This window comes from Streptomyces sp. JNUCC 64, from assembly GCF_054484115.1.
The window spans coordinates 5,077,202-5,097,929 of sequence record NZ_CM137015.1; the positions used below are offsets into that span (position 1 = coordinate 5,077,202).

Genomic DNA, 20,728 nt, shown 5'->3' on the forward strand with positions numbered 1-20,728 from the left:
GCTTCGCGCGTGTTCGGGAAGCGGGTCCGCCCCTCGGGGGCGGGCCCGCTTTCGTCTGCCGTGGTCCGGACGGTGGCCGGACGGCTCTTCGCTGGGAGGATGGGACTGTGAGTGACGAGGTGGAGCCCGGGTACGTCCGGGTGCGGCTGGACCTGTCGTACGACGGCACGGAGTTCTCCGGGTGGGCCAAGCAGGCCCGGGGGCAGCGGACCGTCCAGGGCGTGCTGGAGGACGCGTTGCGGACCGTGACCCGGTCGGGGGAGACCGTCCACGAGCTGACGGTGGCGGGCCGCACCGACGCCGGGGTGCACGCCCGGGGCCAGGTGTCCCACGTGGACCTGCCCGCCGGGCTCTGGGCGGAGCACCGCGAGAAGCTGCTGAAGCGGCTCGCGGGACGGCTCCCCAAGGACGTCCGGGTGTGGCGGGCCGAGGAGGCGCCCGCCGGGTTCGACGCGCGGTTCTCGGCCGTCTGGCGGCGGTACGCGTACCGGGTGACCGACCACCCGGGCGGAGTGGACCCGCTGCTGCGCGGACACGTCCTCTGGCACGACTGGCCGCTGGACGTCGAGGCCATGAACGAGGCCGCGCGGGGGCTGCTCGGGGAGCACGACTTCGCCGCCTACTGCAAGCGGCGGGAGGGCGCCACCACCATCCGCACCCTCCAGGAGCTGCGGCTGGAGCGCGGCGCCGACGGGATCGTCACCGCGACGGTCCGCGCCGACGCGTTCTGCCACAACATGGTGCGCTCGCTGATCGGGGCGCTGCTGTTCGTCGGGGACGGGCACCGGGGGCCCGAGTGGCCCGCGAAGGTGCTGGCCGCCGGGGTGCGGGACTCGGCGGTGCACGTGGTGCGGCCGCACGGGCTCACCCTGGAGGAGGTCGGCTACCCGGCGGACGAGCTGCTGGCCGCGCGCGGCCGGGAGGCCCGCAACCGGCGCACCCTGCCCCCGGCCGGCGCGGCGGCCGCGGGCTGCTGCTGACCGGCTGACCGGGCGCCCCCGGCACCGGGACCGTCCGGTGAGACCGGGCCGCGCCCGGGGTCACAGGGGGCGTTCGGCGGCGGCCGACGCCTGGGCCTCGCCCCGGCGGATGATCTGCCGGAAGGCGAACTCCGCGAGGTCGTCGCCGGTGCGGAAGACCGCGCGGTCCGCCTCGGTGACGTTCCGGCCGCCGGTGTGTCCGGCGACGGTGAGGTACGCGTAGCGCCCGTAGGCGTTGGCCGTGGTCCGGCAGACGGCGGTGGTGCAGAAGGGGGAGACCCCGGAGCCGCCCAGGGCGAGCAGGTTGCCCTTGTCGGCGCGCTTCCTGACCTCGGCGGCCCGCGCGGAGGTGTCGAAGAGGGCGACGCCCACGGTGACCGCGACCCCGTCCTTGGCGTAGGTCGCGCGCATCAGCCGGGTGCAGCCCTGCTCGGTGAGCAGCCGGGCGAGGTCGCCCCGGGCCGCGCTCGCGCAGTCGGTGGTGCTGGCGTCGGCGCCCCGGCGGTACACCGTGCCGCCCATGGTCAGCTCGGGGCCGGGGAACAGGCTGTCCGCGCTGATGGGGGCCTTGTCCTTGGCCGCGCTGGAGATGAAGTCCTTGGGGTCCGGCGGCGGCGGGGGCGTCGTCGCGGCGAAGGAGGGGGCCGGGGCGCCGCTCGCGCTGGTGGAGGCGCTCACCGGGGTGCTGGGGGCGGCCTCGTCGCCGCCCGATCCGTCCGTGTTGACGATCGCCAGGGCGACCACCGCGCCGACCGCGACGCTGGAGAGCACGGCGCCGACGACCAGGAACAGCCGTTTGCGGCGGCCCCGGGACGCCGAGACGTCCGCCAGGGCCGCCCAGTCCGGGGTGGAGCCGCCCGGTCCGCCGTCGTCCCAGGGTGCGCGTGGTCCGTCGGGGCCGTGTGCGGGTCCCCCCTGCCCGAAACTCATGGCCCGCAGTGTACTGGCGGGGTCGCCGGGAGTGACGTGCCCGGGTCAGGGTGGGCACACCGGGTGGTCCGTCGGGCAACCGGGAGATCGTTTTGACCCGTCCGGGGGGTGGTGGGTATTCTTCTGGTTCGTTATGTGTATTGGCTTGCTCATTCTCACGTGAGGGGCCCTTACACCGGTCCACCGGGCTGATGACCAGCGGCAAGCACTCGGTATGCGTCACCGATGTGCGGCCATGGCTGTCGTGATCGTCTTCGGTGGCCTTGTCAGGACCCACTCACTGAAGAATCGAAGGCTACGAACCGTGCGTACGTACAGCCCCAAGCCCGGCGATGTCACCCGCCAGTGGCACGTCATCGATGCCCAGGACATCGTCCTGGGCCGTCTGGCGTCGACCGCCGCGTCCCTTCTCCGGGGCAAGCACAAGCCGATCTACGCCCCGCACGTCGACACCGGTGACTTCGTCATCATCATCAACGCCGACAAGGTGCACCTGTCCGGCAACAAGAAGACCCAGAAGATGGCGTACCGCCACTCCGGTTACCCGGGCGGTCTGCGCTCCGTCCGCTACGACGAGCTGCTCGCCAAGAACCCCGAGAAGGCCGTCGAGAAGGCCGTCAAGGGCATGCTGCCGAAGAACACCCTCGGCCGTCAGATGCTCTCGAAGCTGAAGGTCTACTCGGGCGACCAGCACCCGCACGCTGCCCAGCAGCCGGTGCCGTTCGAGATCACCCAGGTCGCGCAGTAGTTCCGGCCACCCCCTAAGACGAAACAGAATCTGAGGAGAATCGTGGCCGAGACCACCGTTGAGCAGCCTCTCGACGACACCGAGGTTGTCGACATCGAGCAGTACACCACCGAGACGGAGCTTTCCGTCGAGGGCGACTACACCTCCGAGAGCCTCGCGGGCCGCTTCGGCGACCCGCAGCCGGCCGCCGGCCTGGGCCGTCGCAAGAACGCCATCGCCCGCGTCCGGATCGTTCCGGGCACCGGCAAGTGGAAGATCAACGGTCGCACCCTTGAGGACTACTTCCCCAACAAGGTGCACCAGCAGGAAGTCAACGAGCCGTTCAAGGTCCTGGAGCTCGACGGTCGTTACGACGTCGTCGCCCGGATCGCCGGTGGCGGCGTCTCCGGTCAGGCCGGTGCCCTGCGCCTCGGCGTGGCCCGCGCCCTGAACGAGGCCGACGTGGACAACAACCGCGGCGCGCTGAAGAAGGCGGGCTTCCTGCGCCGCGACGACCGTGCGGTCGAGCGCAAGAAGGCCGGTCTCAAGAAGGCCCGCAAGGCCCCGCAGTACAGCAAGCGCTAGTCCCCGGCGGGACTGGACCGCTCAGCACCACCCGTTCGCCCCGGCGGCACGCCTCTGTGCAGCCGGGGCGTTCGTTTTACGGGCGTTCGGGGCGTATACAGGTGTCGGGAGCACCGGGCCGATAACCGTACCGGCGGCCCGGTGTGTTCGGATGTGTGTGCGTGCCCGCCCCATCTGTTCGGCGGTTCCGATGGGGGGGACCCGGGCGCGAGGGGCGGGGAGGGGCCCTCCCCGCCCGGATCTGTAGGTTCGGATGATTTCCGGTGCCTCTTGGTGAGGGGCGCGAATGTTCGGAGGACACCTGTGGGACGACTCTTCGGCACGGACGGCGTGCGCGGTGTCGCCAACGCGGATCTGACGGCCGAGCTGGCGCTCGGACTCTCCGTGGCGGCGGCCGACGTGCTCGGCGAAGCGGGGAGCTTCGAGGGCCATCGCCCGGTCGCGGTGGTCGGCAGGGACCCACGGGCCTCCGGGGAGTTCCTGGAGGCCGCCGTGGTCGCGGGCCTCGCCAGCGCCGGTGTCGACGTGCTGCGGGTCGGGGTGCTGCCGACGCCCGCCGTCGCCTATCTCACCGGGGCGCTCGGCGCCGACCTCGGGGTGATGCTCTCCGCCAGCCACAACGCCATGCCCGACAACGGCATCAAGTTCTTCGCCCGGGGCGGTCACAAGCTCGCCGACGAGCTGGAGAACCGCATCGAGGCCCGCTACACCGCGTACGCCTCCTGCGAGGGCGGGGCGGGCGCCGGCTGGCGCCGTCCCACCGGCGCGGGCGTCGGCCGGGTGCGCTCCTACGACGAGGGCTTCGACCAGTACGTGGCCCATCTGATCGGGGTGCTGCCCAACCGGCTGGACGGGCTGAAGGTCGTCCTGGACGAGGCCCACGGCGCCGCCGCCCGGGTCTCCCCGGAGGCGTTCGCCCGGGCCGGGGCCGAGGTCGTCACCATCGGCGCCGAACCCGACGGGCTCAACATCAACGACGGCTGCGGCTCGACCCATCTGGAGCTGCTGAAGGCCGCCGTGGTCCAGCACGGCGCGCACCTCGGCATCGCCCACGACGGCGACGCCGACCGCTGCCTTGCCGTCGACCACACCGGCGCCGAGGTGGACGGGGACCAGATCCTCGCCGTGCTGGCGCTGGCGCTGCGGGAGCGGGGCGGGCTGCGCTCCGACACCGTCGTCGGCACCGTGATGTCCAACCTGGGCTTCAAGCTCGCCATGGAGCGCGAGGGGCTCGCCGTGGTGCAGACCGGGGTGGGCGACCGGTACGTCCTGGAGGCGATGAAGGAGCACGGCTACGCCCTGGGCGGCGAGCAGTCCGGGCACGTCATCATCCTGGACCACGCCACCACCGGGGACGGCACCCTGACCGGGCTGATGCTCGCCGCGCGGGTCGCCGAGACCGGCCGCAGCCTCGCCGAGCTGACCTCCGTCATGGAGCGGCTGCCGCAGGTCCTCATCAACGTGCCGGACGTGGACAGGTCCCGGGTCGCGACCTCCGCCGAGCTGGCGGCCGCGGTCACCGAGGCCGAGCGGGAGCTGGGCCAGACGGGCCGGGTGCTGCTGCGTCCCTCGGGCACCGAGCCGTTGGTGCGGGTGATGGTCGAGGCCGCCGACATCGACCAGGCGCACGCGGTCGCGGGCCGTCTCGCCGATGTCGTCAAGTCCTCCTTGGGCTGAGTTCCGGACGTTCTTCCGTTCACTTCCGACGGTCCGTCACGTTCCGTCGTCCATCGGACGGCTCTGATCGCGACGGGTCCGCCCCGGAGCTCAACCCGGGCCCCTCCCAGCGCTTCTTTCCCGGCGAAGGCCAGGAGAGAAACACGAGGAGGGGCCCTCAATGGGTACTCGACGCTGGAGAACCACCGCCGTCGCCACCGGAGTCGCCGGGGCGCTGCTGGGGACCATGACCGCGCAGGCCACCGCCGCGCCCACGGCCCAGGCGCCGCGCGCCGATCTGCGGGCGGACGTCAACCGCGACGGCCGGGTGGACGTCACGGGCGGTTCCGACGTCCGGGGCGAGAACACCTGGACGCGGGGGCGCGGCGCGGTGGTCCTGCCGAACATCGACGACGACCAACGCCGCTGCCCGACCAAGGACGCCCGGGGCCGGGACCTGTCCGAGGCCAAGCTGGCGACCTGCCACGACGCGGCCGACACCGTACTGAACGGCGCCCGGGACGCCGCCGACCTCGCCCGGCTGAGGACCGTGCCGCTGCCGGGGCTCGCCAACGGCGCCACCGGCACGGTCACCGTGCGCGGCGACGCCGCCAAGGCCCGGCTGTTCGTCAAGCGCGGCGGGGACTGGGTCCATCTCAAGCCCACCACCAAGCTCTCGGCGGCCGAGCTGCGCCGGGGGGTGGAGATCGGGGTCGAGGCCACCGACGTCATCCGGGACGCGGCGCGCTGGGACGGCACGGTCCGGGTGCGGCTGTCCGTCACCTCGGGCGGCACCACCAGCCGGGACGACGTCACCCTGCGCACCGCGCCGGTGCTGACCCACCATCACCTCCAGAAGGCCAAGGAGGTGCTGGTCAGCAAGGTGCGCGACGCCTATGTGCCCGGTGGGGTGGAGGAGCAGCACCGGTTCGTCGAGGGCCTCCGGCGCGAGGTCCGGGCGGCCGGGATCACCAAGCCGGTGCGCACGCTCGACACCGACGACATCTGGGCGCAGGACTTCGTGGAGCCCGGGTACGTCAGCATGACCGGCGCCGACGGCCGCCAGCACGCCCTGCGGGTGATGATCCGTTCGGCGCAGGACCGCCCGGGAGGCCGGACGCTCTACACCCAGCTGCGCGGACCGGGCACCGGGGTCGTCCAGATGAAGGGCCCCTACGCCCGGGACCAGTCGGACACCCTCAACTCCATGGGCAACCTGGAGACCATCCCCCCGTACACCCACAACGGGAAGTCCTACCCGGCCGGGCGGATCATCATGGGGGAGTGGAACGACGGTGAGCGGGGCGTGGGCCGTCCCGCGAAGTCCATGAGCACGTTCCTGAAGTCGCAGGGCCAGCAGGCCCCGCTGCGGCTCGACACCTCGTGGCTGACGGTCGGACACGTCGACGAGTTCGTGCAGTTCCTGCCCGCCGACACCGAGCGGGGCTGGCGCCTCGGGCTCGCCGACCCCACCGCCGGGCTCGACCTGCTGCGCGAGGCCCATGCGGACGGGCACGGCGGCAAGCGGATGTTCACCGCCCCCGACCGGCTGGGCGTCACGGTGCCCCGGACCACCATCGCCGAGAAGCTGGCGGACCGGAAGTTCGTGGAGAACAACGTGCTGGCCGCCGAGAAGATAGCGGCCAACCTGGAGATCCTGAAGCGGGAGACGGGGATCACCGACGCGGAGATCGTGCGGGTGCCCGCGCTGTACGGCAAGTACGAGATGCCGGACGGGATCGAGGCGTCGGCCGGGGGGAACGCGGGGCTGGGCCGTCTCGGCGCCGGTGAGTGGTCCCTGGCGTCGCCCCGGCTCGCCGACGCGGCGGACGGTCCCGCCGCGATGGCCCCGGTGGAACTGCCGGGCGTCATCGCGGCCCTGCCGGGCGCGGTCAACGGCGTGGTCCTCAGCGACAGCCGCTATCTGGCGCCCCGGCAGTGGGGTCCGGTGATCGGCGGCAAGGACGTCTTCGGCGAGGCCGTCCGCGCGGCGTACGCCGGGGCCGGGTTCACCACCGCCTATCTGGACGACTACTACACCTACCACCTGGCCGGCGGCGAGGTGCACTGCGGGACGAACGTCCTGCGCGACACCTCCCGTCCCTGGTGGAAGGCGTGACGGAGGGTCGGCGGGGCCGCTGGGCGGCTGATCGCTGAGCGACCGGCCGGCGGGTGACCGACCGGTGGGCGGCGGGGCTCCGGCCCCGCCGCCCACCGCGTCGTGCGCGGGCCGTCTCAGCGCGGGCCGGGCAGGCCCTTGCGCTGCCAGGCCCAGAACGACTTCTGGGCGATCAGGGTGAGGGTCCCGGCGAGGATGATCCCCCCGAGGTTGGCGAGCAGTTGGAGGGTGGAACCGGTCGTCTGGCCGTAGTCGCGGTAGCTGAACGCGACCGCCGCGTTGGCCGCCGCCGGGACGGTGGTGACCGAGATCGCCACGCCGATCAGCGCCCCCGACTTCGCCGAGGTCAGCGAGAGGGTTCCGGCGATCCCGGCGAGGAACGCCACCACGAAGGACATCCAGTCGGGCTGCCAGATGAAGGCGGTGTTGGGCCGGTCCGCCTTGACCATGTCCTTGGTGAACAGCCCGAGGGCGTCCATCAGCCAGGCGAACCCGGCGGTGGCGAGCATCGCCAGGGCGAACCCGGCGAGCAGCGCCCACAGCGACCGGGCCACCAGGGCGGGCGCCCGCTGCACCAGGGCCGTGGAGATCCCGGCGAGCGGTCCGAACTCGGGGCCGACGGCCATCGCGCCCACGATGAGGATGGCGTTGTCGAGCATCACCCCGCAGGCCGCGAGCATCGTGGCGACGGAGAGGAACGCCACGTAGGTGACGGTGAGCGTGGACTCCTCGTGGGTGACGTCGGTGAGCTGTTCCCACAGCACGGCGTCGGCGGCCTCGCCGGGGGCGTCGTCCTCGGCCCGGTCGGCCCGCCGGGACAGCGACAGGTCGATGTTCTCCACGGCGATCGACCCGCAGTCGTCGATCCCGGCCTCCCGCAGCGCCCCGATCAGCTCGTCCCCGGCCTCCCGGGCCACGTCGCACATCACCACGTCGCCCTCGGGTTCGCGGGCGGCGCCCTTCACCACGGCCAGATGGGTGGTGCCGACCGTGCCCTCGATCAGCTTGACCACCTCGTCGGTGCGGTCCGCCGGGGTGATCAGTCGCAGATGCAGCATGCCTCACCATAGGCACGGGTCACCCGGACGCACCACGGGGTGCCCCGGACCGCTCCCGTCACAGTTTGCGCAGGCTGAGCCGCTGCACCTTGTGGTCGGGCCCCTTGCGGATGATCAGCGTGGCCCGGCCCCGGGTCGGTGCCACGTTCTCCACCAGGTTGGGCTTGTTGATGGTCCGCCAGGTGGTGGCCGCGTACGCCAGCGCCTCCTCCTCGGAGACCTGGGTGTACCTGCGGAAGTACGAGGACGGGTCCTGGAACGCGGTCTCGCGCAGCTGCCGGAACCGGCTCAGGTACCAGCGCTCCACGTCCTCCACCCGGGCGTCCACGTACACGCTGAAGTCGAAGAAGTCGGCGAGCCCGACCCGGGTGCGGCCGTCGCGGCCGGGCAGCGCGGGCTGGAGGACGTTCAGCCCCTCCACGATCAGGATGTCCGGGCGGCGGACCGTGAGGCGTTCCCCGGGCACGATGTCGTACTTGAGGTGCGAGTAGACGGGCGCGCTGACCTCGGCCTTGCCCGCCTTGACGTCCGCGACGAACCGGGTGAGCGCCCGGCGGTCGTACGACTCGGGGAACCCCTTGCGGGAGGTCAGCCCACGGGCCCGCAGCTCGCGCATCGGCAGCAGGAACCCGTCGGTGGTGACCAGTTCCACCCGGGGGTGCTCCGGCCACCGCGCCAGCAGTGCCTTCAGCAGCCGGGCCACGGTGGACTTGCCGACCGCCACCGATCCGGCGACGCCTATCACGAACGGCGTCCCGGCCTGGGAGCCCTGTTCCCCGAGGAAGGTGTTCAGCGCCCCCCGCAGCCCGTCGGTGGCGCCCACGTACAGGTTCAGCAGCCGGGACAGCGGGAGGTAGACGTCCCGGACCTCGTCCAGGTCGATGACGTCGCCGAGGCCGCGCAGTTCCTCCACCTCCGCCGCGCTCAGCGGCAGCGGCGTCTTGTCGCGCAGGGCGCTCCACTCCGCCCGGGTGAGGTCGAGGTACGGGGACGCCTCCGGCCGGGGCCGGGGGGCGTGCTGGGGCGGCGAGGAGACCGGGGAGATCACCCGGCAATTGTCACGGCTGCGCGGCGCGAGTGGGGGGTGGGGTACGTCACTCCGGGTGCCGCCGTGGGGCCGGACCGTCGCGGCCGTCCGCCCCGGCGCCGCGCGTAGGCTGCGCCGTTATGGAGACGAGTGCGGTGCGCGCGGTCCGGTCCGGTCCGCGCCGGGTGGATACGGTGACCGGGTGATCATCGGGGTGGGCATCGACGTCGCGGAGATCGACCGGTTCGCCGCCTCCCTGGAGCGGACGCCCCTGCTCGCGGAGCGGCTCTTCGTCCCCGCCGAGCTGTGGCTGCCGGGCGGGGAGCGGCGCGGGGCGGCCTCGCTGGCGGCCCGGTTCGCGGCGAAGGAGGCGCTGGCCAAGGCGCTGGGCGCGCCGCCGGGGCTGAACTGGACGGACGCCGAGGTGTGGGTGGAGGACAGCGGACGCCCCCGGCTGCGGACGCGCGGCACGGTGGCGGCCCGCGCGGAGGCGCTGGGGGTGCGCGCCTGGCACGTGTCCCTGAGCCATGACGCGGGGGTGGCGTCGGCGGTGGTCATCGCGGAGGGGTGAGCCCTGGCGGTCCGGGGCACCTGTCCCGGGCTCCGGTCCGGGGGCACCTGCCCCGGGCTCCGGTTCGGGTTCCCTGCCCTGGGTTCCGGCTCGGGTCCCTTGTCCTGGGTTCCGGCCCGGGTTTCCTGCCCTGGGTTCCGGTTCGGGTCCCTTGCCCTGGGTTCCGGCCCGGGTCTCCTGCCCTGGGTTCCGGCCCGGGTCTCCTGCCCTCGGTTCCGGCTCGGGTTCCCTGTCCTGGGCTCCGGCCCGGGGTCCCTGTGCCTGGCCCCACGACCCCCGCGCGGGGAGGCCGGCGCGATCCCGCCGGGCCCGTCCGCGCGTGAGGTCCGGCCGGTCGTGGGCGACCGCGCGGGGGGCCATGCGGCGCAGTGTGCCGTTCCGGCCCGCCCCGGGCTGCGGCAGACTCGACGGCATGCGTACCGCTCACCACGTGGAGACCGTCAGGAACGCCGAGGCCGCGCTGATGGCGCGGCTGCCCGAGGGGGAGTTGATGCGCCGGGCCGCCGCCGGGCTCGCCGCCGCGTGCAGCGGTCTGCTGGGCCGGGTGTACGGGACCCGGGTGGTCCTGCTCGTCGGCGCGGGCGACAACGGCGGGGACGCCCTGTACGCGGGCGCCCGGCTGGCCCGCCGGGGCGCGGGCGTCGCCGCCGTGCTGCTGGCCCCGGACCGCGCCCACCCGGGCGGGCTCGCCGCGCTCACCGGCGCGGGCGGCCGGATCGCCGACGATCCGTTCGCCGAACTCGCCGACGCCGACCTGGTCCTCGACGGGATCACCGGGATCGGCGGCCGGGGCGGACTGCGGCCCGACGCCGTCCCGTTGGCCCGCGCCGCGCGCGGCGCGGGCGCCCTCGTCGTCGCGGTGGACCTGCCGAGCGGGGTCGAGGCGGACAGCGGCGAGACGCGCGGGGAGGCGCTGCGCGCCGACGCGACGGTCACCTTCGGGACGTACAAGCCCGCCCTGCTGGTCGACCCGGCCCACGCGCTCGCGGGCACGGTCCGGCTGGTGGACATCGGGATCGGCCCGCACCTGCCGTCCGTCCCGGCGCTGGAGGCGCTCCAGCACCAGGACGTGGCCCGGCTGCTGCCGGTGCCGGACGGGGAGAGCGACAAGTACCGGCGCGGGGTCGTCGGGGTGGTCGCCGGGTCCGCCCGCTACCCGGGGGCGGCGGTCCTCGCCGTCGCCGGGGCGCTGCGCGGCGGGGCCGGGGCGGTGCGGTACGTGGGGCGGAGCGCCGACGCGGTGATCGCCCGGTTCCCCGAGGCGCTGGTGCACGAGGGGCCGCCGACCCGGGCGGGCCGGGTACAGGCGTGGGTGGTCGGGCCGGGCATCGGGGAACTCCCCGACGGGCCCGGCACCTCCGACGTGGTGCGGGAGGTCCTCGACGCGGACGTGCCGGTGCTGGTGGACGCGGACGGACTGCGCCCGCTGGACCCGGTGGCGGTCCGGGACCGCCGGGCGCCCACCCTGCTCACCCCGCACGCCGGGGAGGCCGCCGCGCTGCTCGGCGTCTCGCGCGGCCGGGTGGAGGCGGCCCGGCTGGCCTCGGTGCGGGAGCTGGCGGCCCGCTTCGGCGCGACCGTGCTGCTGAAGGGGGCCACCACCCTGGTCGCCGGGCCGGACCCGGCCCGGCCGGTGCGGGTGAACCCGATGGGGACGCCCTGGCTGGCCACGGCGGGCAGCGGCGACGTGCTGTCGGGGCTGGCCGGTTCGCTGCTGGCGTCCGGCCTCGACCCGGTGGACGCGGCCTCCGTCGCGGCCTATCTGCACGGGCTGGCGGCCCGCCGGGCGGCGAAGACCGCGGGGACCCCGCTGACCGCCCAGGAGGTCGCCGAAGCGCTGCCCGGCGCCTGGGCGGAGGTGGCCGGAACGCCGCCGCCGACGGGGTGACGCGACCCACACCGGCGGACCGGGCACCGGCGCAGGGGCGGGAACCGGGGTCTCTGAGACAATCGGCGCGATGAGCCAGACACCACCGCAGCCGAGCCGCGTCCGCGCCGAGATCGACCTGGACGCGTTGCGCGCCAACGTCCGTGCCCTGCGGGCCCGGGCCCCCCGGTCCGCCCTGATGGCCGTCGTGAAGGCCGACGGGTACGGCCACGGGGCGGTGGCCTGCGCGCGGGCCGCGATCGAGGCGGGCGCCACCTGGGTGGGCACCGCCACCCCGCAGGAGGCGCTGGCGCTGCGGGCGGCGGGCGTCGGCGGCCGGATGATGTGCTGGCTGTGGACCCCGGGCGACCCGTGGCGGGCGGCCGTCGAGGCGGACGTGGACGTGTCGGTGAGCGCGATGTGGGCGCTGACCGAGGTCACCGCCGCCGCCCGGGAGGCGGGCCGTCCGGCCCGCGTCCATCTGAAGGCCGACACCGGGCTCGGACGCAACGGCTGCCAGCCCGCCGACTGGCCCGAACTGCTCGCCGCCGCCCGGTCCGCCGAGGCCGCCGGGACCGTGCGGATCGTGGGGCTGTGGTCCCATCTCGCCTGTGCCGACGAACCGGGCCACCCCTCGGTCGACGCCCAGCTCGAAACGTTTCGCCGGATGGTGGCCCAGGCCGAGGCGGAGGGGGTGCGCCCCGAGGTGCGGCACCTCGCCAACTCGCCCGCGACGCTGACCCGTCCGGACACCCACTTCGATCTGGTCCGCACCGGCATCGCCATGTACGGGGTCCCGCCCGCGCCGGAGCTGGGGACCGCCGCCTCGCTCGGGCTGCGCCCGGTGATGACGCTCAGCGCCTCGCTCGCCCTGGTGAAGCGGACCCCCGCCGGACACGGCGTCAGCTACGGCCACCAGTACGTCACCGGGGAGGAGACCACCCTCGGGCTGGTCCCCGCCGGATACGGCGACGGGGTCCCCCGGCACGCCTCCGGGCGGGGCCCGGTGCTGGTGGACGGGGTGTGGCGGCGGGCCGCCGGACGGATCGCGATGGACCAGTTCGTGGTGGACCTCGGCGGCCGGAAGGTCCAGGAGGGCGCGGAGGCCGTCCTGTTCGGCCCCGGCGACCGGGGCGAGCCCACCGTCCAGGACTGGGCGGAGGCGGCGGACACCATCGCCTACGAGATCGTCACCCGGATCGGGGCGCGGGTGCCCCGGGTGTACCGGGGAGTGTCCTCCGGTGAGTCCGGCGCGTCCGGCGCGTCCGGCGGGACTGGTGGGGTCGCCGTGGTGGCTGAGGCTGGTGCGGTCGACAGGAGCATCGAGACCGCTGAGACCGCTGAGGCCGCCGGGCCCGGCGACACGGTTCCGCCGGGCCCGGCGTGAGCGGGGACGTCACCGGCGCCGCCGGAGCGGCCGACGCCGCTGAGGCCGCCGTCCGGGCGGTGACCGGCGTCACCTGGCGCAAGGGCGCCGGGATCGCGGGCGTCGCGCTGGGCGTCCTCGCGGCGGGCGCGGCGGCCGGAGTGGCGATCGAGCGGCTGACGGTGAGCCGGGGCGTGCGCCGCGCGGCCCGTCTCGCCCTGGACGCCTCGGGCCCGTACGGGGAGCTGCGCGGCACCCCGGGCACGGCCGTCGCGGACGACGGCACCGAGCTGTACTACGAGATCGACGAGGCCGACGCGGTCGCGGGGGCGGACGAGGCCGACGCGGGCGAGGGGACCGACGGAGCCGACCGGGCCGCGTCCGGCCCCCCGGTGACGGTGGTGTTCAGCCACGGCTACTGCCTCGGTCAGGACTCCTGGCACTTCCAGCGGGCGGCCCTGCGCGGCGCGGTCCGCACCGTCCACTGGGACCAGCGCGGCCACGGCCGCTCCGCGCGCGGCGCCGCCCAGCTGGCCTCCGGCGACCCCGTCACCATCGACCGGCTCGGCCGCGACCTGAAGGCGGTCATCGACGCGGCGGCCCCCGAGGGCCCCCTCGTCCTGGTCGGCCACTCGATGGGCGGGATGACGGTCATGGCCCTGGTGGACCGCTACCCCGGGCTGGTCCGGGAGCGGGTGGCTGCGGTCGCCTTCGTCGGCACCTCCGCCGGACGGCTCGCGGAGGTCAGCTACGGGCTGCCCGCCGTCGGGGTGAACGCGGCGCGCCGGGTGCTGCCCGGGGTGCTGAGGACCCTGGGCCACCGGGCGGAGCTGGTGGAACGGGGCCGGCGGGCCACCGCGGACCTGTTCGCGGGGATCGTCAAGCGGTACTCGTTCGCCGGGCGGGACGTGGACCCGGCCGTGGCGCGGTTCGCGGAGCGGCTGATCGAGTCCACGCCCTTCGAGGTGGTCGCGGAGTTCTACCCGGCGTTCGCCGAGCACGACAAGAGCGAGGCGCTCGGGCGGCTGACCGGGCTGCCGGTCCTGGTGCTGGCCGGGGACCGGGACCTGATCACCCCCGCCGAGCACAGCGAGGCCGTCGCGGAGCGGCTGGGCGCCACCGCCGAGCTGGTCCTGGTGCCGGACGGCGGCCATCTGGTGATGCTGGAGCACCCCGGGACGGTCACCGGTCACCTGGTCGCCCTGCTGGAGCGGGTGGGCGCCCTTGCGGCGGGGACGACGGTCCGCACCGGCCCGGGGACCGCCGTGAACGGGCCGGGGGCGACCCGGGACGGTTCGGGGGCCGCCGCCGCGAACGGCTCGGGGACCGCCCCCGACGGCCCAGGGACTACCGTGGACGGCTATGGAACGAAGCGCGCAGCAGGCGGAACCGCGGGCGACGGCTGAGCCCGTCACCGCGTCGATCACGGTGACCTCCCCCGAACGCATGCGGGAGCTGGGCGTCCGCCTCGCCGGACGGCTGCTCCCCGGGGACCTGGTGATGCTCACCGGGGAGCTGGGCGCGGGCAAGACCACCCTGACCCGGGGCCTCGGCGAGGGACTCGGGGTGCGCGGCGCGGTCACCTCGCCGACCTTCGTCATCGCCCGGGTCCACCCCAGCCTGACGGGCGGCCCCGCGCTGGTCCACGTGGACGCGTACCGGCTCGGCGGCGGGCTGGACGAGATGGAGGACCTGGACCTCGACGTCTCGCTGCCCGAGTCGGTGATCGTGGTGGAGTGGGGCGACGGCAAGGTCGAGGAGCTGTCCGAGACGCGGCTGCACGTCCTGATCGACCGCGCCCAGGGCGACACCACGGACGAGGTCCGACGGGTCACCCTGCGCGGACACGGCGGCCGGTGGACCGCCGGGGAGCTGGCCGGACTGGCGGAGGACGGTTCCTGACACGTTCCGACAGGGTGTCGGGAACATGTTGCGCGGGGGCGTCCGCCCGTGGTCACATGGGAGTCCAGTGGTGGTGAGGTCTGCCTAACCGGACTGCCCCGGAGCACCAGGAGGCGCTCATGTCGGCGACGGATCGCGGGAGCGCGGCGGTGCCGATGAGCGTGCTGCTCGCCGCGGGCGCGGCGGCGCTGGCCGTCTCCACTCCACCCGTCCCGCCCACCGCCCCACCCGCCTCCGCTCCACCCGCCTCCGGTACGACCGCCTCCGGCGCGGCGGTGCCCTCGGGCGCGACGGCCCCGGGCGCGGTGGCTCCCGGTGCGGCGGCGGGTGCGACGACCCCTGGTGCGACGGCTCCGGCCCGTCCGGAGCGCGCGCCCCGCGAGGGCCCGCCCCGGCAGCGGAGCCGGGCGGCCTGACCGGACCCATCGGCAGCTTCGAACCCCACCGTCCCGGCCACGAACGACCCCGTCCGGGTCGCGGACCCACCGGCCTCGGCCGCAGACCCATCAGCTTCAGCCGCAACCCACCGGGCTGGCCATGAACCCACCGGGCTTGGCCGTGCCCCATGCCGGGGTGCGAGCCCGCCGGGCTGGACGCGACCACCAGGCTGACCGCGCGCCCGTCGTCCGGGCCGGAAGCCGCCGTCCGGGCCGTGGTGGGCCCACGGGCGGACGGCCCCCGGGTCAGCGGACCACGACCACCGGGGTGTGGATGACCGCGAAGTCCCACATGGCGTTGCCGTCCGGGCGCGAGGAGCGGATGCCGCCGGTGCGGCGCTTGGGGTCCGGGGCGGGCGTCGCCCCGCTCAGCGCGGCGCTGAACCCGACGCTCATCCCCTCCGCGACCGCGAACCGCACCACGTGCTCGATCCCGACCCCGTCCGACCCGGCCGTGCGGCCGGTGCGGGAGGTGACCCGGTAGGAGCCCGGCGCCGGTTCGATCGCCCCGGGCGTCACCCGGTACGTCCGCCGCACCTCGTCGCCCTCGTCCACCAGCCACACCCGGTGGTCGGAGAGCGCGTAGACCACCCGGGGCCCGGCACCCGAACCCGGCGGCAGCACCGTCGGGCGGGCCGGGTCGCGCGGCGGGGCCGAGACGGTCGCCGCCACCCCGGGGCCCCGGTCCGCCGGACCGTCCGGCAGCCGCGCCGCCGCCTGGTACGCCAGGAACCCGACCGTGGTGAGCGCCGCTCCGGTGAGCCCGGCCACGATCCCCGCGCTGCTGCCCGCCATCACGCCCGCCTCTCGCCGTCCGCCTCCGGCCGACCCGTCCCGCGTACGGACGGTCACCGTCCGTGAGGGTCGCAGGGCCGACCGTAGCAGCAACCGCGCGGTCGGCCGGGACGGGCGTGCCCCGGGCGCCGGAGCCGTAGGCTGTTTGTGTGCTGCTGCTCGCTCTCGATACCGCCACCCCCGCCGTCACCGTCGCCCTGCACGACGGCACCGCCGTGGTCGCCTCCTCCGCCCAGGTCGACGCCCGTCGTCACGGGGAGCTGCTGCTCCCCGCGGTGGACCGGGTCCTCGCCGAGGCCGGGACGCGGCTGGACGCCGTGACCGCGGTCGTCGTCGGCACGGGCCCCGGCCCCTACACCGGTCTGCGGGTCGGGCTGATGACCGCCGACACCTTCGGGCTGGCCCTCGGGATCCCCGTGCACGGGGTGTGCACCCTCGACGGGATCGCCCACGCCGCCGGGCTCGACGGCCCCTTCGCGGTGGCGACCGACGCCCGTCGCAAGGAGGTCTACTGGGCCCGGTACCAGGACGCCCGCACCCGGGTGTCCGGACCGGCCGTGGACCGGCCCGCCGACATCGCGGCGGAACTGGCCGGACTGCCCGTGGTGGGCGCGGGCGCCCGGCTCTACCCGGACGCCTTCCCCGACGGCCGCGACCCGGAGCACGCCGACGCGGGCGCCCTCGCCTCGGTCGCCGCCGAACGACTGCGCGCGGGCGTCCCCCTGGACCCGCCCCGCCCGCTCTATCTGCGCCGCCCCGACGCCCAGGTCCCGAAGAACTACAAGGTGGTCACCCCCCAGTGACCGCCGAGCTGCGCGAGATGCGCTGGTGGGACATCGACCCGGTACTGGTGCTCGAACGCGAGCTGTTCCCCGAGGACGCCTGGTCGCGGGGGATGTTCTGGTCCGAGCTGGCCCATGCCCGGGGGCCCGGCGCGACCCGTCGCTACGTGGTCGCCGAGGACGGCGGACGGCTCGTCGGCTACGCGGGCCTGGCCGCCGCGGGCGGCGGCGAACCGGGGGACGCGTCCGCCGGGAGCGCGGACGACGGTGCCACCGGGGACGTCCAGACCATCGCGGTCGCCCGTGACCAGTGGGGCACCGGACTCGGCGCCCGGCTCCTCACCGATCTGCTGAAGCACGCCACCGCCTTCGAGTGCCGGGAGGTGATGCTGGAGGTGCGGGTCGACAACGAACGGGCCCAGAAGCTGTACGAGCGCTTCGGCTTCGTCCCCATCGGCTTCCGCCGCGGCTACTACCAGCCGGGCAACGTCGACGCGCTGGTCATGCGGCTCACCATGAACGCCCCGGACGCCGCCCCCGACGCCGTGTCCCCCGCCCCCGTGGTCGCCGACGCCGTCCCCGCCGGGGCTCCCGCCGAACCCCCCGCCGCCACCACCGACACCCCCGCCGGGGCCCCCGCGCCAGCGGAGCCCGGCACCGAAGGAACCGGAACCACCCATGGCTGACGAACCCCTCGTCCTCGGCATCGAGACGTCCTGCGACGAGACGGGCGTCGGCGTCGTCCGGGGCACCACCCTGCTCGCGGACGCCGTCGCCTCCAGCGTCGACGAGCACGCCCGCTTCGGCGGGGTCGTCCCCGAGGTGGCCTCCCGCGCCCATCTGGAGGCGATGGTCCCGACCATCGAACGCGCGCTGAAGGAGGCCGGGGTCGCCGCCTCCGACCTGGACGGCGTCGCCGTCACCGCGGGCCCCGGCCTCGCGGGCGCCCTGCTCGTCGGGGTGACGGCGGCCAAGGCGTACGCGTACGCCCTCGGCAAGCCGCTGTACGGGGTCAACCACCTCGCCTCGCACATCTGCGTCGACCAGCTCGAACACGGACCGCTGCCGGAGCCCACGATGGCGCTGCTGGTCAGCGGCGGCCACTCCTCGCTGCTGCTCTCCTCCGACATCACCTCCGACGTCCGGCCGATGGGCGCGACCATCGACGACGCGGCGGGCGAGGCGTTCGACAAGATCGCCCGGGTGCTGAACCTGGGCTTCCCCGGCGGGCCCGTCATCGACCGCTACGCCCGGGAGGGCGACCCGAAGGCCATCGCCTTCCCGCGCGGGCTCAGCGGCTCCCGGGACCCCGCGTACGACTTCTCGTTCTCCGGGCTGAAGACGGCGGTCGCCCGCTGGATCGAGGCCAGGCGGGCGGCGGGCGAGGAGGTGCCGGTGCGGGACGTGGCCGCCTCGTTCCAGGAGGCGGTGGTCGACGTGCTGACCCGCAAGGCCGTCCGGGCCTGCAAGGACGAGGGCGTGGACCATCTGATGATCGGCGGCGGGGTGGCCGCCAACTCGCGGCTGCGGGCGCTGGCCGCCGAGCGCTGCGAGGCCGCGGGCATCCGGCTGCGGGTGCCCCGGCCGGGGCTCTGCACCGACAACGGGGCGATGGTCGCCGCGCTCGGCGCGGAGATGGTCGCCCGGAACCGGGCCGCCTCCGACTGGGAGCTGTCCGCCGACTCCTCGCTGCCGGTCACCGACCCTCACGTTCCCGGGGCCGTCGACCACGAGCACGGACATGGGCACGGCCACGGTCACGGTCACGCACATGACCACGATCATGTGCACGAGCTGGCGAAGGACAACCTCTACTCATGACCCTCGCGCTGATGTGGGAGGCGGCGGCCGTCGCCGGGCGGGGCGGGGAACTCCTCGACTGGGCCCGTGCCCAGACCCCCACCGCGCGGGACCCCGAAGGGGTGCCGACCGGGCACGCCGCCGGGGAGCCGCTGCGCCGCGAGACGTTCACCGCGCCCGGCGACCGGGTCCTGGTCATCACCTGGTGGCCCGAGCCGGGGCAGGTGGCCGGGTCCGGGGACGCCGTCGCGCCGCCGGAGCTGCCCGATCCCCCGGCCGGGCTGGTCCGTCGCCCCGTCCACCGCTGGCGGTTCACCTCGGTGGGCGTGGACTGACCACCGGACGACCGACCTCGACCGGCCCCGGCCGGGGTCGGCCCGGCTCCGACGGGCGCGGGGCACGGCACGTGTGCGGAAACGTACGGGCGCACGGGGCGCGGGGGCGTACGGAACGGCGGACGGCCGTGCGGTGGAGCCGTCCTCGACGACTCCACCGCACCGGTCCCGGCGGGGGCGGGCGGACCCGGCCGCTCGGGGACGACGTCAGGCCCTCAGGCCCGTACCCGCCGTCCCGGCCGGTCCGTCACCGTCCCGCCGGGGGCACACCGTTCCCACGGGGTGCCTACTGGTCCACGCAGACCACGTAGGACTGGAAGCCGCCGCCGAGCACGGTGACGGACGCCTGGGTCTGCCAGCCGGTGGGCGGTCCGGCCTGGGTGCCCGCGGCCTTGGGGATCGGCGCGTTCTCGATGACGTTGATCGTCCCGAGCAGTCCGAAGGTGTCGTAGCCGCCGCCGGTCGCCAGGTCCCCGGGCAGGCAGTTGGCGGTGGAGGTCACCCCCAGGCCGATGAGCACCGGGACGGCCTGCGGCCCTCTGATGACATAGGTGCTCAGCGTCGCCGGGCCCTGCGGCCCCTGCGCCCCGGTGACGCCCTGCGGACCCTGGGTCCCGTTGATGCCCTGGGTTCCCTGGACGCCCTGGATTCCCTGGGGCCCCTGGATACCCTGCGGCCCCTGGATGCCCGACGGGCCCTGGACGCCCTGGATGCCCTGCGGACCCTGGATACCCTGCGGGCCCTGTGCGCCGTCCACGCCGTCCGTCCCGTTGGTGCCGTTGGCTCCCTGGGCGCCCTGCGGTCCCTGGGTGCCGTCGGCGCCTTGGGTGCCCTGGGGTCCCTGCGCGCCGGTGGAGCCCTGCGTTCCGTTGGCGCCCTGGGCGCCCTGGGGCCCTTGGGCGCCGTCCGCGCCGTCGGTCCCGTTGGTGCCGTTGGCTCCCTGAGCCCCTTGGGTGCCCTGCGGCCCCTGCGCGCCGGTGGAGCCCTGCGTCCCGTTGGCGCCCTGGGCGCCCTGGGGCCCCTGCGCACCGTCCGCGCCGTCGGTGCCGTTCGTGCCGTTGGCTCCCTGCGAGCCCTGCGCGCCCTGCGAGCCCTGCGAACCCTGGGGCCCTTGGGCGCCGTCTACGCCGTCCGTCCCGTTGGTGCCGTTGGCTCCCTGGGCCCCCTGCGGACCCTGGGCGCCGTTGGCACCCTGCGTCCCGTTGGCCCCCTGAGCGCCCGTGGCACCCTGCGCCCCGGTCGTGCCCTGGGGCCCGGTGGACCCGGTGCTGCCCTGGGGGCCCTGAGCGCCGTTGGTGCCGTTGGCGCCGTTCTGGCCGTTGGCTCCCTGGGTGCCCTGCGGTCCTTGCGCGCCGTTGGAGCCCTGGGCCCCGGTGGAGCCCTGGGTGCCCTGCGGGCCGGTGGCGCCCTGCGCTCCGGCCGGTCCCTGGGGCCCGGTGGCGCCCGGGCGGCCCTGGGGACCCTGCGGGCCGGGGGTGCCGCCTCCGCCGCCGCCCCCACCGCCTCCGCCCTCGGGGGCGCGGACGGCCGCCTGGCCGGAGCCATGGTGCTGTCCGTCCGTCGACGAGGCGCCGCCCGGCCCGGGCAGTCCCAGACTGTGCTGGGTGCCCGAGCGTTCGACGGCGTCGGCGAGGGCCAACGCCGTCGGCGCGACGTTGAGCACGGCGGCCAGGGTGCCGGCCGAAACCATGGTGATGGCTCTCACCCGGTTGCGGCCGATGGTTCTACGGTTCACCCGGAATTCCTTTCGGGGAGGAAATGGCGGAGGCGGGCCACAACCGCCCACACGAG

20 protein-coding genes are annotated in these 20,728 nt (G+C 75.2%); 15 read left to right on the top strand and 5 right to left on the bottom strand.

Annotated elements, in window-relative coordinates; all coding sequences use genetic code 11:
- Positions 1 to 107: 107 nt before the first annotated feature.
- Positions 108 to 980: a tRNA pseudouridine(38-40) synthase TruA gene (truA, locus tag ACVWNX_RS21215; protein WP_454409046.1), complete on the top strand. Its 873-nt coding sequence runs from the start codon at positions 108 to 110 to the stop codon at positions 978 to 980.
- 60 nt (positions 981 to 1,040) lie between these two features.
- Here truA and ACVWNX_RS21220 read toward each other — a convergent pair whose 3' ends face one another.
- Positions 1,041 to 1,910, bottom strand: coding sequence for a hypothetical protein (locus ACVWNX_RS21220; RefSeq protein WP_454409047.1), 870 nt, complete (start codon positions 1,908 to 1,910; stop codon positions 1,041 to 1,043).
- 304 nt (positions 1,911 to 2,214) lie between these two features.
- Between ACVWNX_RS21220 and rplM the strand changes: the two genes are divergently transcribed.
- The 4 genes from rplM (at position 2,215) to ACVWNX_RS21240 (ending at position 6,997) form a co-directional block, all read left to right on the top strand.
- Entirely contained in the window at positions 2,215 to 2,658 is a 444-nt protein-coding gene (rplM, locus tag ACVWNX_RS21225) for a 50S ribosomal protein L13 (protein ID WP_385493593.1), read from the top strand.
- 42 nt (positions 2,659 to 2,700) lie between these two features.
- Positions 2,701 to 3,222: a 30S ribosomal protein S9 gene (rpsI, locus tag ACVWNX_RS21230; RefSeq protein WP_454409049.1), complete on the top strand. Its 522-nt coding sequence runs from the start codon at positions 2,701 to 2,703 to the stop codon at positions 3,220 to 3,222.
- 303 nt (positions 3,223 to 3,525) lie between these two features.
- The gene (gene glmM, locus ACVWNX_RS21235; protein WP_454409051.1) at positions 3,526 to 4,899 is read left to right on the top strand and encodes a phosphoglucosamine mutase; all 1,374 of its coding nucleotides are present in this window, start codon (positions 3,526 to 3,528) and stop codon (positions 4,897 to 4,899) included.
- Between the two features lie 160 nt (positions 4,900 to 5,059).
- Entirely contained in the window at positions 5,060 to 6,997 is a 1,938-nt protein-coding gene (locus ACVWNX_RS21240; protein WP_454409053.1) for a protein-arginine deiminase domain-containing protein, read from the top strand.
- 116 nt (positions 6,998 to 7,113) lie between these two features.
- Here ACVWNX_RS21240 and ACVWNX_RS21245 read toward each other — a convergent pair whose 3' ends face one another.
- Both ACVWNX_RS21245 and coaA read right to left on the bottom strand, forming a co-directional pair.
- Complete coding sequence (locus ACVWNX_RS21245; RefSeq protein WP_454409055.1) at positions 7,114 to 8,055, bottom strand: DUF389 domain-containing protein; 942 nt, start codon at positions 8,053 to 8,055, stop codon at positions 7,114 to 7,116.
- Between the two features lie 58 nt (positions 8,056 to 8,113).
- Positions 8,114 to 9,103, bottom strand: a complete 990-nt coding sequence (coaA, locus tag ACVWNX_RS21250; RefSeq protein WP_454409056.1) for a type I pantothenate kinase — start codon at positions 9,101 to 9,103, stop codon at positions 8,114 to 8,116.
- A gap of 181 nt (positions 9,104 to 9,284) precedes the next feature.
- Between coaA and ACVWNX_RS21255 the strand changes: the two genes are divergently transcribed.
- From ACVWNX_RS21255 to ACVWNX_RS21280, 6 genes are all read left to right on the top strand, one after another.
- Positions 9,285 to 9,653: a holo-ACP synthase gene (locus ACVWNX_RS21255; protein WP_454409058.1), complete on the top strand. Its 369-nt coding sequence runs from the start codon at positions 9,285 to 9,287 to the stop codon at positions 9,651 to 9,653.
- Positions 9,654 to 10,065: 412 nt separating this feature from the next.
- On the top strand, positions 10,066 to 11,541 hold the full coding sequence (locus ACVWNX_RS21260; RefSeq protein ID WP_454409059.1) for an NAD(P)H-hydrate dehydratase: 1,476 nt from the start codon (positions 10,066 to 10,068) through the stop codon (positions 11,539 to 11,541).
- A gap of 70 nt (positions 11,542 to 11,611) precedes the next feature.
- The gene (alr, locus tag ACVWNX_RS21265) at positions 11,612 to 12,907 is read left to right on the top strand and encodes an alanine racemase (protein ID WP_454409060.1); all 1,296 of its coding nucleotides are present in this window, start codon (positions 11,612 to 11,614) and stop codon (positions 12,905 to 12,907) included.
- A complete protein-coding gene (locus ACVWNX_RS21270; RefSeq protein ID WP_454409062.1) occupies positions 12,904 to 14,292 on the top strand; it encodes an alpha/beta fold hydrolase in 1,389 nt (462 codons plus the stop codon). The genes alr and ACVWNX_RS21270 overlap by 4 nt, the downstream gene beginning before the upstream one ends.
- Positions 14,249 to 14,788, top strand: a complete 540-nt coding sequence (gene tsaE, locus ACVWNX_RS21275; protein ID WP_454409064.1) for a tRNA (adenosine(37)-N6)-threonylcarbamoyltransferase complex ATPase subunit type 1 TsaE — start codon at positions 14,249 to 14,251, stop codon at positions 14,786 to 14,788. The genes ACVWNX_RS21270 and tsaE overlap by 44 nt, the downstream gene beginning before the upstream one ends.
- A 119-nt stretch (positions 14,789 to 14,907) precedes the next feature.
- Positions 14,908 to 15,204, top strand: coding sequence for a hypothetical protein (locus ACVWNX_RS21280; protein ID WP_454409066.1), 297 nt, complete (start codon positions 14,908 to 14,910; stop codon positions 15,202 to 15,204).
- Between the two features lie 267 nt (positions 15,205 to 15,471).
- Here ACVWNX_RS21280 and ACVWNX_RS21285 read toward each other — a convergent pair whose 3' ends face one another.
- Positions 15,472 to 16,020 (bottom strand): hypothetical protein, encoded by a 549-nt coding sequence (locus tag ACVWNX_RS21285; RefSeq protein ID WP_454409067.1) that lies wholly within the window; start codon positions 16,018 to 16,020, stop codon positions 15,472 to 15,474.
- A 149-nt stretch (positions 16,021 to 16,169) separates the two neighbouring features.
- Here ACVWNX_RS21285 and tsaB point away from each other — a divergent pair, with 149 nt between their 5' ends.
- Genes tsaB through ACVWNX_RS21305 form a run of 4 tightly spaced genes read left to right on the top strand, consistent with a single transcriptional unit; the run spans position 16,170 to position 18,937 of the window.
- Entirely contained in the window at positions 16,170 to 16,823 is a 654-nt protein-coding gene (gene tsaB, locus ACVWNX_RS21290; RefSeq protein WP_454409069.1) for a tRNA (adenosine(37)-N6)-threonylcarbamoyltransferase complex dimerization subunit type 1 TsaB, read from the top strand.
- 17 nt (positions 16,824 to 16,840) lie between these two features.
- On the top strand, positions 16,841 to 17,488 hold the full coding sequence (rimI, locus tag ACVWNX_RS21295; RefSeq protein ID WP_454414869.1) for a ribosomal protein S18-alanine N-acetyltransferase: 648 nt from the start codon (positions 16,841 to 16,843) through the stop codon (positions 17,486 to 17,488).
- The gene (gene tsaD, locus ACVWNX_RS21300; RefSeq protein ID WP_454409071.1) at positions 17,481 to 18,623 is read left to right on the top strand and encodes a tRNA (adenosine(37)-N6)-threonylcarbamoyltransferase complex transferase subunit TsaD; all 1,143 of its coding nucleotides are present in this window, start codon (positions 17,481 to 17,483) and stop codon (positions 18,621 to 18,623) included. The genes rimI and tsaD overlap by 8 nt, the downstream gene beginning before the upstream one ends.
- A complete protein-coding gene (locus ACVWNX_RS21305; protein ID WP_454409073.1) occupies positions 18,620 to 18,937 on the top strand; it encodes a hypothetical protein in 318 nt (105 codons plus the stop codon). Before tsaD ends, ACVWNX_RS21305 begins: the two co-directional genes overlap by 4 nt.
- Before the next feature lie 286 nt (positions 18,938 to 19,223).
- Here ACVWNX_RS21305 and ACVWNX_RS21310 read toward each other — a convergent pair whose 3' ends face one another.
- Complete coding sequence (locus ACVWNX_RS21310) at positions 19,224 to 20,672, bottom strand: collagen-like domain-containing protein (protein WP_454409075.1); 1,449 nt, start codon at positions 20,670 to 20,672, stop codon at positions 19,224 to 19,226.
- Positions 20,673 to 20,728 lie beyond the last annotated feature (56 nt).